General features: G+C 67.5%; 18 protein-coding genes. 6 read left to right on the forward strand and 12 right to left on the reverse strand.

The window, feature by feature from the left end; all coding sequences use genetic code 11:
* Nucleotides 1–214: 214 nt before the first annotated feature.
* Nucleotides 215–1,264 (reverse strand): IS630 family transposase, encoded by a 1,050-nt coding sequence (locus EV648_RS40135; protein WP_132301313.1) that lies wholly within the window; start codon nt 1,262–1,264, stop codon nt 215–217.
* A gap of 27 nt (nt 1,265–1,291) precedes the next feature.
* On the reverse strand, nt 1,292–1,804 hold the full coding sequence (locus tag EV648_RS40140; RefSeq protein WP_132301315.1) for a PaaI family thioesterase: 513 nt from the start codon (nt 1,802–1,804) through the stop codon (nt 1,292–1,294).
* Nucleotides 1,805–1,870: 66 nt separating this feature from the next.
* On the opposite strand from EV648_RS40140, the gene EV648_RS40145 reads away from it, so the two are divergent.
* The 5 genes from EV648_RS40145 to EV648_RS45485 all read left to right on the forward strand — a co-directional run bounded on the left by EV648_RS40145 (nt 1,871) and on the right by EV648_RS45485 (nt 5,922).
* Complete coding sequence (locus EV648_RS40145; protein ID WP_132301317.1) at nt 1,871–2,362, forward strand: helix-turn-helix domain-containing protein; 492 nt, start codon at nt 1,871–1,873, stop codon at nt 2,360–2,362.
* A gap of 171 nt (nt 2,363–2,533) precedes the next feature.
* A complete protein-coding gene (locus EV648_RS40150; protein WP_132301319.1) occupies nt 2,534–3,124 on the forward strand; it encodes a dihydrofolate reductase family protein in 591 nt (196 codons plus the stop codon).
* Between the two features lie 241 nt (nt 3,125–3,365).
* Nucleotides 3,366–4,370: a sigma-70 family RNA polymerase sigma factor gene (locus tag EV648_RS40155; RefSeq protein ID WP_132301321.1), complete on the forward strand. Its 1,005-nt coding sequence runs from the start codon at nt 3,366–3,368 to the stop codon at nt 4,368–4,370.
* A 13-nt stretch (nt 4,371–4,383) separates the two neighbouring features.
* Complete coding sequence (locus EV648_RS40160) at nt 4,384–4,965, forward strand: maleylpyruvate isomerase family mycothiol-dependent enzyme (protein WP_241996088.1); 582 nt, start codon at nt 4,384–4,386, stop codon at nt 4,963–4,965.
* A 57-nt stretch (nt 4,966–5,022) separates the two neighbouring features.
* Nucleotides 5,023–5,922: an MFS transporter gene (locus tag EV648_RS45485; protein ID WP_370452774.1), complete on the forward strand. Its 900-nt coding sequence runs from the start codon at nt 5,023–5,025 to the stop codon at nt 5,920–5,922.
* A gap of 311 nt (nt 5,923–6,233) precedes the next feature.
* Here the strand turns inward: EV648_RS45485 and EV648_RS40170 are convergent, their stop codons facing one another.
* From EV648_RS40170 to EV648_RS40185, 5 genes are all read right to left on the reverse strand, one after another.
* On the reverse strand, nt 6,234–7,310 hold the full coding sequence (locus EV648_RS40170; protein ID WP_132301325.1) for an alpha/beta hydrolase: 1,077 nt from the start codon (nt 7,308–7,310) through the stop codon (nt 6,234–6,236).
* A gap of 85 nt (nt 7,311–7,395) precedes the next feature.
* Entirely contained in the window at nt 7,396–7,566 is a 171-nt protein-coding gene (locus tag EV648_RS42930) for a hypothetical protein (RefSeq protein WP_158294207.1), read from the reverse strand.
* Nucleotides 7,559–8,467: an RNA polymerase sigma factor SigJ gene (sigJ, locus tag EV648_RS40175; protein WP_132301327.1), complete on the reverse strand. Its 909-nt coding sequence runs from the start codon at nt 8,465–8,467 to the stop codon at nt 7,559–7,561. The genes EV648_RS42930 and sigJ overlap by 8 nt, the downstream gene beginning before the upstream one ends.
* Nucleotides 8,464–9,633, reverse strand: coding sequence for an NAD(P)/FAD-dependent oxidoreductase (locus tag EV648_RS40180; RefSeq protein WP_206751965.1), 1,170 nt, complete (start codon nt 9,631–9,633; stop codon nt 8,464–8,466). The genes sigJ and EV648_RS40180 overlap by 4 nt, the downstream gene beginning before the upstream one ends.
* Nucleotides 9,634–10,022: 389 nt before the next feature.
* Nucleotides 10,023–10,394, reverse strand: a complete 372-nt coding sequence (locus EV648_RS40185; protein ID WP_199235109.1) for a transposase family protein — start codon at nt 10,392–10,394, stop codon at nt 10,023–10,025.
* A 124-nt stretch (nt 10,395–10,518) separates the two neighbouring features.
* Here EV648_RS40185 and EV648_RS40190 point away from each other — a divergent pair, with 124 nt between their 5' ends.
* Nucleotides 10,519–11,181, forward strand: a complete 663-nt coding sequence (locus EV648_RS40190; protein ID WP_199235110.1) for a diacylglycerol kinase family protein — start codon at nt 10,519–10,521, stop codon at nt 11,179–11,181.
* Between the two features lie 91 nt (nt 11,182–11,272).
* Here EV648_RS40190 and EV648_RS40195 read toward each other — a convergent pair whose 3' ends face one another.
* From EV648_RS40195 to EV648_RS40215, 5 genes are all read right to left on the reverse strand, one after another.
* The gene (locus EV648_RS40195; protein WP_132301335.1) at nt 11,273–11,947 is read right to left on the reverse strand and encodes a phosphatase PAP2 family protein; all 675 of its coding nucleotides are present in this window, start codon (nt 11,945–11,947) and stop codon (nt 11,273–11,275) included.
* Between the two features lie 461 nt (nt 11,948–12,408).
* Nucleotides 12,409–13,098, reverse strand: a complete 690-nt coding sequence (locus EV648_RS40200) for an AMP-binding protein (protein WP_132301337.1) — start codon at nt 13,096–13,098, stop codon at nt 12,409–12,411.
* 13 nt (nt 13,099–13,111) lie between these two features.
* On the reverse strand, nt 13,112–13,468 hold the full coding sequence (locus tag EV648_RS40205; RefSeq protein ID WP_132301339.1) for a DoxX family protein: 357 nt from the start codon (nt 13,466–13,468) through the stop codon (nt 13,112–13,114).
* The gene (locus EV648_RS40210) at nt 13,465–13,668 is read right to left on the reverse strand and encodes a hypothetical protein (RefSeq protein ID WP_132301341.1); all 204 of its coding nucleotides are present in this window, start codon (nt 13,666–13,668) and stop codon (nt 13,465–13,467) included. Before EV648_RS40210 ends, EV648_RS40205 begins: the two co-directional genes overlap by 4 nt.
* Before the next feature lie 115 nt (nt 13,669–13,783).
* Nucleotides 13,784–14,230, reverse strand: a complete 447-nt coding sequence (locus EV648_RS40215) for a hypothetical protein (protein WP_132301343.1) — start codon at nt 14,228–14,230, stop codon at nt 13,784–13,786.
* Nucleotides 14,231–14,313 lie beyond the last annotated feature (83 nt).

A 14,313-nucleotide genomic window follows, 5' to 3' on the forward strand; every position in this document is an offset into this window, starting at 1 on the left:
AACTGTGTCCCGCGTCTCACTGACCGGGGCAATGGACTCCGAGCCGCCTTCGTGAAGGGTGTTGTGGGTAGTGAGCTTCTCGATGTTGAACGCGGGCGTCGTCCGAGCGATCGCGACGCCACCACGCACGCTGCGGTGATCGCTCGAGCCGCCCCGTCCGGGCTCATGTGGCCACCCGGAGTACGCGACCGGGGAGTGCGACTCGATCACCGACCTAGTGTCGCGTAAACGATGTTCTTTGACCGGGTTTGCAGTGGTCGAGGAGGTCGTCGGCGGTTTTGGTCCAGATGAAGGGTTGGCAGCGGTCGTTCCAGCCGTCGATGAAGGCTCGGATGGCGTCGGTCAGGTCGCGGACTGAGGTGAAGGTGCCGCGCCGGATGGCCTGGCGGGTGATGATGCCGAAGAAGATCTCGACCATGTTGAGCCAGGAGCCGCTGGTCGGGGTGAAGTGCAGCTGGATCCGCGGGTTCTTCGCCAGCCACGCGCGGACCTGGGGGTGCTGGTGGCTGGCGTAGTTGTCGACCACGATGTGCAGCTTCTTGCGTGGGTAGGCCTTCGCGACCTGCTGGAGGAACCGCAGGAACTCCTGGTGGCGGTGCCTGGGCATGCACGCGTCGACGACTCTGCCGGTGGCGATCTCGAGCGCGGCGAACAGTGTGGTGGTGCCGTTGCGGCGGTAGTCGTGGCTGCGCTTCTCGGGCAGCCCGGGGCGCAGCGGCAGGATCGGCGCGGTCCGGTCCAGGGCCTGGATCTGGGATTTCTCGTCGATCGACAACACGATCGCGGTGTCGGGCGGGTTCAGGTACAGGCCGACGACATCACGGACCTTGGCCTCCAGCTCGGGGTCGGTGGAGAACTTGAACGTCTCGACCCGCCACGGCTGCAGGCCCCACCTCTTCCAGATCTTGCCGACCCACACATGCGAGATCCCGCCGAGATGGTCGGCCAGCAGCCGCGACGACCAGTGCGTCACCCCGAGGCGTTCCGGCGGCGGCTCCAACGTCGCCAGCACCACCGCCACCTCATCGACCGTGGCCGGCCGGCCCGCCTTCGGCCGGTCGTCCAGCCCACCCAGACCCTCGGCCGCGTAACGCTTCTTCCACCCGATCACCGTCGGCTTGGACACCCCGACCCGCGCCACGATGTCCTTCACCGGTACACCGTCACCGGCTAGCGACACGATCCGGGCCCGCTGCGCCAGACCCGCCCGCAACGACGGCGAACGCGTCCACGACTCCAACACCCGTACGTCACCTGCCTGGATCTGGGCGCCGCCAACGCAGTGGACAGCTCAAGGGGTGGGGATGTCGAAGATCAGGCAGGTTGACGTCGCGTGGGCAAGGAGTGTGCCACGCTCGTCCAGGAGGCGGGCTTCGGCAGCGGCGGTGCGGCGGCCCCGGGTGATGATAGCGCCTTCGCAGCGGAGAGTGCCTGAGGCAACGGTGACCGGCTTCAGGAAGCGGGTCATCAGGTCGAGTGACGTGTAGCCGACACCGGCCGGAAGCGTGGAGTGGACCGTGCACCCGGCCGCGGTGTCGAGTAGCGTCGCGATGATCCCGCCATGGACGGTTCCGAGCGGGTTGTAGTGGAACTCCGCCGCCGGCATGAAGACCGTGATGTGGCCCTCCTGGACCTCGAAGCCAGTCCCACCGACCATTTGCAGGATCGGCGGCGGCGGGATGTCGCCGTCACGCATAGCCTGCAGCATCTCGAGCCCCGAAGTGGATCCAACCCTCGCTGCCGTCAGTGTCGGATCGGCCCAGGAAAACGTACGGCTGCGGATCGGCAGCTGGGTCTCAGTCATGGACCCAGCCTCACACCACCTACCTGAGTCTGTCAATGAGACCTAGCGATCACTACAATGCCCTGCATGAGTGGTACGACGGCGACGAACAACGCCCTCGACTGGTCCGTGGACAACTGCCCGATCGGCCGGGCGATGGAGATCCTCGGTGATCGGTGGACGGTGGTGGTGCTGCGCGAGGTGTTCAACGGCATCCGTCGCTTCGACGACCTGCGGATCCGCACCGCGATCCCCCGGCAAGTCCTGTCCAACCGGTTGGCGAATCTCGTCGAACACGACATCCTCCACCGGGTCCCGTACCGCGAACCGGGCTCGCGTCAGCGCTACGAGTACCGCTTGACCGAGAAGGGTTTCGACCTCTATCCACTCCTGATCGCGATCCGCGACTGGGGTGACAAGTACCTGGTCGGCGACGGAGGCTCGCCCCTCACCATCGCCCACCGCGACTGTGACTCCGACGTCCACGCCGAGCTACGCTGCGAGTCCGGCCACAGCCTTTCATCCCCGCGCGACGCCGTACCGCGTCCCGGCCCGGCCGCACGCCGCCGTACCGGCTGAAGCGGCTAATCTGAAAATGCCCCGGTCCACGGCGACGTCGACCGCACCCACCGCTTCTTCCACGCCTGCAGTTCGCCTCCCGATCGATCATCCGACAGCCTCCGACTGAGAGCAGTTCCAGGCGGCCCGACTCGACCGATTCCTTTTTCGGCTCTGCGCGGTCTCTGTGTCATGACTGAAAACAACACCCGCCGACTGGTGCAGTCCGTTCTCGTATCGCTCAACGGAGTCATCAGTGAGCCCATGACGTGGGCCGGGCCATACTTCGGGGCGGGAAGTGCTGCACACTCGCTGGCCGCCCTCGAACGGAGTGACGCGTTCCTGATGGGTCGGCGCACGTACGAGACCTTCGCGCGGCAGTGGCCGACCGCGACAGGTCCGTACGCCGACTTCCTCAACCGGATGCCTAAGTATGTGTTCTCGTCGACCCTGGCCGAGGCGGAGTGGGATAACACCACTGTCATCGCCGGTGAGGTTGTCGAGGGGGTCCGCGCACTAAAGCAGGCCGGTGGCAACGACCTCGTGGTCTATGGCCACGGTCGCTTCGGGCAGGCACTCGTGGACGCGGGCCTCGTCGACGAGTTGACCCTCACGATCGTGCCGGTCTTCGTCTCCGGCGGCACTGCCCTCTTCCGCGACAGTGAGGAGAGTCACCGCTGGGAACTCCTGCGAGCAGGCCGAGGCCACGATCCCGGCCTGGCGAGCCTCACTTACCGGCCCGCAACCGCCAGCGGCCAGCCGGGCGATGCACCGGAGGTGTAACGCGGCATGAAGCCGATGGGGCGAGGATTCAGCCGACGTCGTCGCGGCCCGTTCGAGCCTGCGCCTCGCACTCGTGGCCAGTGTGCAGCACCTCCCGCCCGGCAGCGCGCGGGAGAGGTGGATGTGGAGCAACTTCCCGGCGCAATGACGACCTGACCGATCACTTTCGGCCGTCAGGCCGGTCTGTATTCATGGAGCGCCCCGATCGGGTTCCAGACGATGGCGAGGGAGGTCTTCGGGGGTGGATGCAGTAGAAATCGCGGTCAGATCGGATGACGAGGAGTTTGCTCGGCGCATCGATCCGTTCCGGCAGGAGCTGCTCTCCCATTGCTATCGGATGCTCGGATCGATCAACGATGCCGAGGACCTGGTCCAGGAGACCTACCTGCGCGCCTGGCGTTCGTACGGACGTTTCGAGGGACGTTCCTCGCTGCGCGTCTGGCTCTACCGGATCGCGACCAACGTGTGCCTGTCCGCCCTGGAGCACCGCAGTCGACGTCTCCTGCCGTCGGGCCTGGGTGCGCCGAGTGACGATCCCGAGCGGCCGTTGACCATCGCGCCCGTGGAGACCGCCTGGGTGCAGCCGTTGCCAGGCCCGCGGGCCGAGCCAATTACGGATCCGGCCGTGATCGTGGCGGCGCGGGACAGCGTCCGGCTTGCGCTCATCGCTGCCCTCCAGCACCTGCCGGCCAAGCAGCGTGTCGTACTGATCCTGCGCGACGTGCTGGCCTGGCGGGCAGCTGAGGTCGCCGACCTGCTGGACATCACCACCGTCGCAGTCAACAGCTTGCTGCAACGCGCACGGGCTCAGTTGCAGCGGGTCGCGCCGACCGAGGACGAGCAGACCGACCCCACCGATCCTCAGGTGCGTGCGCTGCTCGACCAGTACGTCTCGGCTTTCGAGGGTGCTGACATCACTGCCCTTATGGCCGTACTGCGGGATGACGTGGCGCTGGAGATGCCGCCGAACCTGACCTGGTTCTGCGGACGCGCCGCTGTAGCCCGCTTCCTGGAGAAGGACGTCTTCACAGTCCACGCATCGATTCGGATGATCCTCATCACCGCGAACGATCAACCCGCCGTAGCGACCTACTGGCGTCACGACGACGGTCTCTACCGACCCCACGCGGTTCAGGTGCTCACAATCACCTCCACTGGCATCTCGCGCATCGTGTCCTTCAACGACCCCGAACTGTTCCCCACCTTCGGCCTGCCTATCACCTTGGCGCCGGAGGTACACAGGTGATTCTGTGGAGGGCATGAGTGGTCCGCTTCGCCTGTTGGAGCGGGCGATCTGCTACACGCAGGAGAGCATGGACGCTGTCGTGGCCGGCTTCGGTCCCCTGCCGACACCCTGCAGCGACTGGGATCTCCACGAGCTTCTCGCGCATGTCAACGGCTCTCTCACGGACCTCCAGCAGGGGGTCGAACTGGGATTCATCGACCACTGCCCGCAGCAGGACGGACTGGATGAATGTCGTGATCCGACGAGCGTGCTGGTGACGACTTTCCGGGCGCGGTCCCGCCAGTTGCTCGACACGTGCGCTGGCGCCCCGCAATCCGATGGTCGGATTGCCGTTGGCGGCTCGCTGATTGCGCGCGACGTGGTGATGGTTTCCGGCGCCGTCGAGATCGCAGTACACGGGTGGGACATTTCTGTTGCCTGCGGCCACCACCACCCGATTCCGGCGAGGCTCGCCCTCGGCTTGCTGACCCTGTCGCAGCTGGTCGTCGACAACTGGATGCGCGAGTCGCTGTTCGGCGCGCCGGTCCCCGTGTCACCTCTGGCCAGCCCGAGTGACCAGCTCATCGCATTTCTCGGGCGCCGCCCGGTCGCCTAGCCGGTCCTCTGTACGCCCTGGGGGCGCGGGCGCCGTCGTGCGATGCGATGCGATGCGATGCGATGCGTTTGCACTCGCTGCTGGGTCTCTACCAGGGTGACCACTACACCGATTGATGAAGATCACCCAATACCAAGCAGGCCGGTAGCCGGTACCGCTCCACCCGCACGGAAGGGCTGGACGCTGGCGCTAGCCGCACTCGGCGCTTTCCTCACTTCGCTCGACGTCGTCGTGGTGGCTACTGCGCTTCCCACCTTGCGGTCGGACCTGCACGCGAGCCTGTCCGATCTGGAATGGACGATCAACGCCTACAACCTGGTTTTCGCCTGCCTGATGCTTACCGGGGCATCGCTGGGTGATCGTTTCGGGCGTCGCCGGCTCTATGTTCTTGGCCTTCTCGTGTTCACAGCCGGGTCCGCGGCGGCGGCATTGTCGTCGACAGCAGGCGAGCTGATCGCCTCGCGGGTCCTGCAGGGTGTCGGTGCCGCAGTCCTCATGCCGCTCACCTTGACACTGATCAGTAACGCCTTCCCGGTCGAGAAGCGAGGCGCCGCAATCGGCATCTGGGGCGGCGTCTCCGGTCTCGGTGTCGCGGCTGGTCCGGTGCTGGGCGGAGCGATCGTGGAAGGGATCTCCTGGCAATGGATCTTCTGGATCAACGTCCCAGTAGGGCTTGTTGTCGCCGCGCTGTCCACACGGTTACTGAAGGAGAGCCGTGGTCCGCGACAGCAGCTGGATCTCCCCGGCCTCGTGATGGTTGGCGCAGCGCTGTTCGGACTGACCTGGGCGCCTGTCGGGCGCCGATCGCCGGCTGGGGCAGCCCCGAGGTCATCGGCGCACTCGCCACCGGTGTGGTCCTGCTGGCCGCATTCCTGGCCTGGGAATCGCGCACCCGTACGCCGATGCTGCCGCTCGAGTACTTCAAGCGTCGCGCCTTCACGGCCGCGAACGGGGTGACGTTCTTCCAGTTCATCTCACTGCTCGGGTCACTGTTCATGATCACCCAGCTGTTCCAGATCGGGCTGGGCTACTCGCCGCTGGAGGCCGGCCTGCGGATCCTGGTCTGGATGGCGATGCCGACCGCAGCGGCTCGCCAGACGGCCCGTTTGCGTGGACGACCAGCGGCTCACGGTGGAGGCGCAGCCGCTGCTTCGTCTGTTGCGCATGGATGGCGAGACGAGCCCGTTGGCCCGGGTCGGTCGCCCGCCTCACGAGCCGCACTGGAGAACGCGCAGATGACCGACGGCAAGCGGGTACTGGTTGAACGCTTAGAGACCAGCGCCAGGCCGAAGGAATCCGTCCCGGCGCTCTGGCCGCCGGGCCAACCCCGTGCGCAGCGCATCGGCCGCCTCCGCGGTGGCCTGCAGGAACCGGCCGCCGAGTGGGAAGAGGCTGGCGTAGCCGTGGATCAGGTCCGGATGCCGGCTCAGCTCGACTGACACGCCGGCATCGGCCAGCCGGGCTGCGAACGCTTCGCCCTCGTCGCGAAGCGGATCGAAACCGGCCGTGCTCAGGTAGGTCGCGGGGAACCCGGCAAGATCTTCGGTGAGCAGGACCGACGCGCGCGGATCCGCCTCGTGCTCGGAATCGATGTAGAGGCTCTCGAAGTTCTCGATGCTGCGCGCGGTGAGGAAATAGCCGCTGCGGAACAGCTCGTGCGAACGACGTCGCGCGCTGAAGTCGACGCGCGGATAGAGCAGCAGTGCGAATGCCGGCTGCCTGCCCGGTGAGGCGGATACCACCGCCGCCAGGTTGGCTCCTGCGCTGTCGCCGCCGACGGCCACTGCGTTCGGGTCGGCGCCGAGGCTCTCGGCGATGCGGACAGCATGGTCGTAGGCGGCGTAGGCGTCATGTACCGCAGCCGGGAACGGATGCTCCGGAGCCAGCCGGCAATCCACCGACAGCACCCGCACCTGAGCGTTATGTGCAAGGTAGGCGCAGAGTGCGTCGTGAGTGCGCAGACTGCCGATCACCCAGCCGCCACCGTGGAAGAACACCAGCAGACCCGAGCCGGGCGCGAGCGAGGCAGGGGTGTAAAGCCGTGCCGCCAGCTCGCCTCCTGGCCCGGGCACGCTGGTCTCCAGGCGCTCGACCGGCACCCGCTTGCCGCCGACCATCTGCGCGCTCTCCTCAATCGCGGCTCGTGAGTCGGCGACCGACCCGGCCCACAGCTCGTCTCTGCCATCCAAGCGCAATAGCCGAAGCAGCAGCTGCGCCTCCACAGCGAGCTGCTGGCCGTCCAGGACGACGGCGCGCCCAGCGAGCATTCGTCGCACCGGGCTGGGCAGCGCGAACGCTCCGCGTAGAGCTGCGCTTTTGAGGCGGGGCGACATCGGGGCTGACATGGAGTCTCCTAGCTAAAAGTCAGTTGGTGGTGTCGATGAGACGGTCGGGGGTGCCGCATCGCGCCGCGGCCTTGGAATGCAGGTCCTAACGGGTTTTGAACGGCTGCGGGAACGCCGCGGGGATGCGGATCCCGGGTGGGCCGACTAGCAGAAACACCGAGACCTCGGGGTCCTCAGTCAACCGCCGCGCGGTCAGAGCAGCGCTGGCGTTGCCTTCTCCGACAACGACGTACTCGAACCGTTCGCGTTCAGTCATCGCCGTGCGCGTCCAGCTTCTCCGGGTTGACCTGGATGGCTATCCGGGCAACCCGCCGACCGACGATCGCGAGGTCGACTGTGCCGACAAGTGCCACGCCGTCGCGGATCACAATTCCGACGCGGCCGTTGATCTGCTCCAGCGACATCGTCGTGTGGCCGCCCTGTGTAGCGAGGACGCCCAGCAGATACGTGGCCACCGCCTCCGCGCCAACGATCGGCCGGCGGGCGACCCGGATCTGCTCGCCGCCGTCGGCAACCGACACCACGTCCGGATCGAGCACCGCCACCAAGCTGCGCAGGTCACCACCGCGGCAGGCATCGAGGAACACGGCCACTACCCGGTCACGCTCGGCGCCGGCAACGTCGAAGCGCGGCTCGGCGGCCAGATGTGCCCGCGCCGTCACCACCAGCTGACGGCAAGCGGCCGCGCTGCGCCCGACTGTTGCGGCGATCTCCGCGAACGGTACGCCGAACACGTCATGGAGGATGAAGCTGACCCGCTCTGGTGGGGTCAACTTCTCCAGCGCAACCAGGAACGCATAGGAGACCGAATCGTCCAGCGTGACGCGGTCGGCCGGGTCGGTGGGCCCGAACCCGGAGTCACCCAGCTGCGGTTCTGGCAGCCAGATCCCCCGGTACTGCTCCCGCTGTGCCCGGGCCGACCGCAGCTGGTCCAGGCACAGCCGGCTGACTACCCGAGTCAGCCACGCCAGCGGTTCCCGCACCAATGTCCGCTGGTCGTCGGTGAGCTGGTGCCAGCGCGCCAGGCCTTCTTGTACCACGTCCTCGGCGTCGTGACGTGACCCGGTCATCCTGTAGGCGATGGCGAGCAGCCGCCGCCGAACTGCGGCATCCCCTGTCGCATCAGGGCTGTCATCGGGTTCTGGGATGCGGGTCATGCGGCGACTCGCGGTCCCTTGGGGCTGGTGTACGAGCCGGGCTTCGTTCGCTCGTTGCGGGGCGCGTCCAAGACCATTGCGCAGATAGTCTCCTTGACCATCGCGGCCGGACGCCCACCGAGATGAAACGGCCGGGGCGAGTCGTCAGCCCGCACTGCCTGGATATAGCCGCGCCGTCTGCCCAGGCTGATGCATTGCACCACATAGCCCACCGACACCCGGGTGGGTTCCTGACCGCGAATTGCCGCCAACACAGTGCCAGCCGCATGCGCACCTAGCGGGAGTGCTGAGGCGCAGCCCATCCGCAGGTGCCTGCCAACCACGTCCGGCGCGGCCATCGCGTCGCCCGCAGCGACAACCCTCGGTGCGTCAAGCGCACGCAGGTACTCATCGACGCGCAGCCGCCCGGCATCGTCGACGGCCAATCCGCTGACCTTTGCCAGGTCGGGCACCGCGAACGATGCCGCCATCAGGCACACGTCGAAGTCGATCTCGCGGCCGTCGGCCAATTTGATCTGGCCGCCCTCGATCGCGCTGACGGCGACGCCCGCTTCGACGCGCACTCCGAGGCGGCAGAGACTGCGCAGGATCGATCGTCGAGCGGCGGGCCGCATGAACCCCAGCACCGGACCAGCCGACACCAACATGACATTCACATCGCTGTGCCGTTCGGCGATCTCGCTCGCCGCCTCCACCCCGGTCAAGCCACCGCCGACGACGACCACCTGCTGTCCCCTGTCGCAGCCGTTGATGGCCGCGGCTGCGCGCTCGGCGTCGTCAACGTCAGCGAGCAGGAACGCATTCTCGCGAGCGCCCGGGACCGGAGCAGCGGCTACGCTTCCGAGGGCGTAGATCATATGGTCATAGTGCAGCATCATCTCTCCGTCGGCCGTCGCGACGGTCACCTCGCGGTCGTCGGGATTGATCATCTTGGCGCTGCCGACGATCAGCTCGGCGGCCTCGTGCAGCACGTCAGCGAGCGGCAGCGTGACGCTCTCGCGTGAGCCGGCGGCCAACTGGTGCAACCGGATACGCTCCACGAAGTCCGCGCGCGGGTTGATTACCCTCACCCGCAGGTGACGGCGCTCGGCCTCGGTCAGCGAGGCGAGCAGGCGGTTGGTGGCGATCGCGCCGGCGTAGCCGGCACCGATCACCACCACCTCCACGGGACTCGAGCCACTCATGATCGTCCTACTTACTTTCATCGAATAGGGTCGCCAGGATGACGAAATACGCCGCGCGGTTGTGAGGAGATCCACGCCACAGCAGTTGCGAGGGCATGGCCGGCGTGCTCTCGCCCTCCGGATACTCCCGTGTGGGAGCACTCTGCGACCGTCCAAACTGGCTCCCCGCTGATCAGCCGTGCTCGGAGGCGTTGCCGACGAGCTCGCCCCGCTGCGCGTCACCGGACCGCCCACCACGCGGCGCTCTCGCAAGCCCGGGCTAGCAGTCGCGACGGCGACGCCGGAACCCAACCGACACGCGCCGTCTGTCGGCGACCTCAACGAACGCGGCATGCGCTGTCGGCCACGACACCCCGAACGCACCGGCCACCTCACTGACCGCCCGGTTCGCGTCCCCCGACCGCGACCGCGATCGCCTGCCGCAGCCGCCGGGTGGTCCGCGCACCCGACGGCAGCTCACCGGTCGTCTCGGTGAAGCTCTGCCGCTCGCACAACACCTCCCGGCAGCGCCACCGGCGCTTGTGCCACACCACCTCGATAGGCCCAGTCCCGTAAGGGATGTCGCGCGGCGCCGTCGCCACCTTGCCCTTCATCGACGACGACAACACACCACACGACGGGCAGCCCGAGGCGCCCTCGTCAGCGGTCTGGACATGCACTTCCCGGATGCCGCCGGGCAGCAGCACGACACGCTCTACGCGCACGCCTGCCAACCCGAACAGCAACGTCGTATCGTTGCTCAAGCTCGTGGCCTCGTCTACTGAACTGTCTCGACAACAGCCAGTGTTCAGAGGCCACGGGCCCCTACCCCGCAGGCGGAGACCGCGTGTCGTGCCCGGTCAAGATCGAAGAGCACGCTTACCGTCGTTGCGCGAGAATGTTGTGGATGGTGTCGGAGTTGCCGCGTCATGGCTGGCGGTCCTCGGATCCCCCGCAACGGCCGGTGTTGTTTATCACCCGAGATCTGGCGGAGGCACTGCCGCACGCGCTGCGGTTGCCGAGCGGGCACGCGACCGAGGGATTGAGACCGTCATCTTTGCGCCGGGCCAGGGCCTGGAAGCGCTGGCCCGGGAAGCTGTGGCCGATGGTGCGGACGCGCTGTGGGTTGCCGGTGGCGACGGGTCGCTGGCGGTCGTGGCCGCGGCGGCGGCGGCCACGCATGGGCTTCCGTTCGTGTGCGTGCCGGCCGGGACGCGCAACCACTTCGCTCTCGATCTCGGGGTGGATCCGCACGATGTGCTCGGCGCTCTCGAGGCGTTCACAGGCGGGATCGAGCGCCTGATCGACGTAGCGGACGTGAATGGCCGCCTGTTTCTCAACAACGTCTCGCTCGGTATCTACGGCGAAGCCGTCCGCAGTCCCGGCTACCGCGATGCCAAGATGCGGACGCTCCTGGAGACCGCCGAGAAGGTGCTCGCCCAAGCGCACAGGTGCCGGCGCTGCGACTGGTTGACGATATGGGGCGCGAGCACCAGCATCTCGCGGTTGTGCTCGTGTCGAACAACCCCTACACGCTCGATCGCCCGCTGACCCCCGGCGCCCGTCCGGCCCTCGACAGCGGCCGACTCGGGAAACGCGTCCGCTGCCAGAGGGCTGATACGCCGAGGAGGTGCAGGCCCCGTCAGGGCTGCCGGTTACAGACGTTCGCAGTTCGGTCCTGCAGTCGGTAGATGTGGTCGCACCCTGCAGCGACTGTCGCTGCGGTTCCGGCCCCCACGATGGAACCGATGATCACGTCACCCGGATAGTGCACGCCGGTGTGGACTCGCGAGTAGGCGACGCCGCCGGCCAGCAACCGGATCGGCACGGCCAGCCCCGGCAGGTGCCGGCCGACCGCGTAGGCGAACGCGAACGCCGACGCGGCGTGGCCGGACGGGAAAGAGTCGGATTGCGGCATCGGTACACGGCGAGCCGCAAACATGGCGTGGCCGGCGCGATCCGGGCGCCGCCGCTGGGCAAGCGGCTTGATGCCGAGATTGACGGTCGCCGAGGTAACTCCGATCGCCAGCACGCCCTCCAGCGCCGCGCGGCGTCCACGCCTGCCACCGAGCCCGGCGATCACGGCGGCGATACCAAGCCATAGCCGCGAGTAGTTCGCCGCGTTCGAGAGCCGGCGAACGGGGCCGTCCAGCTCCGGGGTGGGGGTATCCGCCACAGCCTCATACACGGCCCGGTCCACGGCCGCCAGTTCACCCAACGCCGCGACCCACACGGATTCGGCGCCCCGCCGGGCCTCAACCCGCCGCGCCAGCGCGTCCGCGACGCTCTGTTGCTGTGTGTCAGCATGGGAGGACATGGGGAGGATCCTTCGATTCACTGGTGGCCGGACATGAGGTGCAGCCCCGCACCCAGGCTAGACCAAGGCCAGACCGGACCTGACGGTCAGCGCGTACGGCCACCCCGGCCGAGGCGGCGCCGCCGAGCGCACGCCCCGTCGCGGCACCCCGCCGCTCAGGTCGGCGACAGGCGCCGATCAGCTCGAGCCCGAGCCTCTCGACTAGGCCGAGGGACCCCGTGCAGTGCAGCCTGGTCGAGGAGATCGCCTCGCAGCGGTGTGTAAGACCAACCCATCGTCCGATCGCGTTGGGCAGCCGGCCGGCTGGGGTGGCACGGTCGGCGATGCACTGCCACCGCGAATTTGCCCAAATGAGCCGGGGACCTTTGCCGTACTCGCTAGCCAGTGGCTGGGCGCGACCGTTCCGCACCGGGTAGAAGAGCACCGGCGATGACGGAGACAGGATGCCGCCGAACAGGTCGCTATGGCCGCCTCAGCTTCACCGGGGCTGGCCTGCGAGCCGTCGGTGTCGGCAAGGACGGCAGCAGCGCGGGTGGCGTGGATCGTGTCCCTATCCGCTCGCCGCTGAGGACCCTGGCGGCGTTGATCAGGGCCCGTGCGGTCACCGCCTGGCTGCGGTTCAGGCCGCCGTGCGTGAGTTCTGCGCCCTTCGGCTTGCCGGTGGCGCCGGAGGTGTAGAGGATCACCGCGATGTCGTCGTCGGACCGGCTGACCGGGTCGGTGGCGGGCGGCGTCGCCGCCAGCGCGGCTTGGAAGTCCCAGTCCCCGGCCGCGACCGCCATGCAGTCGGGGCCCGCGGCCTTCGCACCTGCCTCCGCCTCGGCGGCACAGTTATGCCAGGCAAGCAGCAGTTTGGCGCCGGAGTCGCGGAGGTAGTACTCCACCTCACGCTTCTTAAGCAGCGGGTTCATCGGCACGACGACCCCGCCGGCCCGGAGGATGCCGTAGTACGAGATCGCGAACTGCACGTTCGGAAGCATCAGCCCGACACGGTCGCCAGGCTCCAGACCGCTGCCGCGCAGCAGCGTGACCATCCGGGACGCGGCGTCGTCCAGGGCCGCGAATGTCAGCACGTGGTCATCCATCCGGACGGCCGGGTGATCCGGGTACATCGAGGCGGACTCGGTGAGGTTCTGGCTGAGGTTGGTCATGTCGGCCCCTTCGTCAGATCTTGCCGAAGGCGAGCCACAGATAGGCCACGAGCAGCACGGTGACGACGAGCGCTGGTGCCATCTCGGCTACGCCGTCGTGCAGGCGCAGGTGCGCGCCGAGGGCTCCAACCATGAGAAGCAGCAAACCCGCCGCGGCGAGCACACCGAGCGGGGGTATCGCGAGGCCGAGCAGGACTCCTGCGGCACCCGCGACCTCCAGGACCCCGATGCGCTGGTAGGCACCGACACTGAAACCGACATGCGCGGCCCGGGCCTGCATCGACGGTACGGCTCGGATCTTGCTTGCGCCCAGCACCGCAAAGGCGACAGCGATGAGCGCGGCCAAGGAAACAAGGAGCGGGGTAGTCATGGCCGCACCTCCGACTTCCAGGGAACGGTGAATGCGTCGACAACAGCGTTGCCAGCTGCTTGTTCGACCTCGTCCCGGTCCAGATCCGGCTTCTCGAACTCCAGCCAGGCGAAGTCGTGCACCTTGACCGCCGACGCGTCCTGGGCGCCGTCCCGGATTGTGCCGCGCAGCAGGTCCGGGGTCTTCACATCACTAGTCATTGCAAACCTCCTTTGGGTGATGCCGCGCGGGCAAGACGTCAACCATTCCTGGCCGCCGCGGCACGAGTGCTGTCAGGAGAACTGGGACCTGGTGGCCACCAGTTCGATTGAGGGACTACGAGTTGTCTGCGGCCTTGGCGAGCTTGTCGGCGTAGGCGCGGGCGTCGATGGCACCAAGCATCGCCAGCTGCGCGTTCTCGACCGCCCAGTCGGCGAAGTCGAGGGCTTCGGCCGCGTCAGCTTCTGCCCAGTCCGCGTCGTCGGCGGCGACCTTGGCGTCCCCCTGGCGGGTCCGCTTGTCGATGTTCGCCTTGACGTCGCTCATCTTGGCCGCGGCGTCAGCCTTCAACTGCGCCCACTTCGCCCGAGCGCTGTCGGCGGCCTGCGAGGCCTCCTGCCGTGCGTTCTCGCCTGACTGGTCAAGGTTGGCTTGAGCTCGATCGATCCGCTGCTTGAGCTGTGCATCGGACTCGGCCGCGGCAGCCTGTACCGCTGACCTGGCCGTCGCGACGCGCTGCTGCAAATCATCCAGCCGCGTGGAGAAGTCCGTGTGCTGCGTCATGAGTTACCACCTTCGTAAGGTTCTGGGCCCAATGAGAGTCTCTTGTAATGTTCCTGCAGTACTGACGATATCGTCACTTATGA

The sequence above is a fragment of the Kribbella sp. VKM Ac-2568 genome, assembly GCF_004345365.1.
GTDB lineage: Bacteria > Actinomycetota > Actinomycetes > Propionibacteriales > Kribbellaceae > Kribbella > Kribbella orskensis.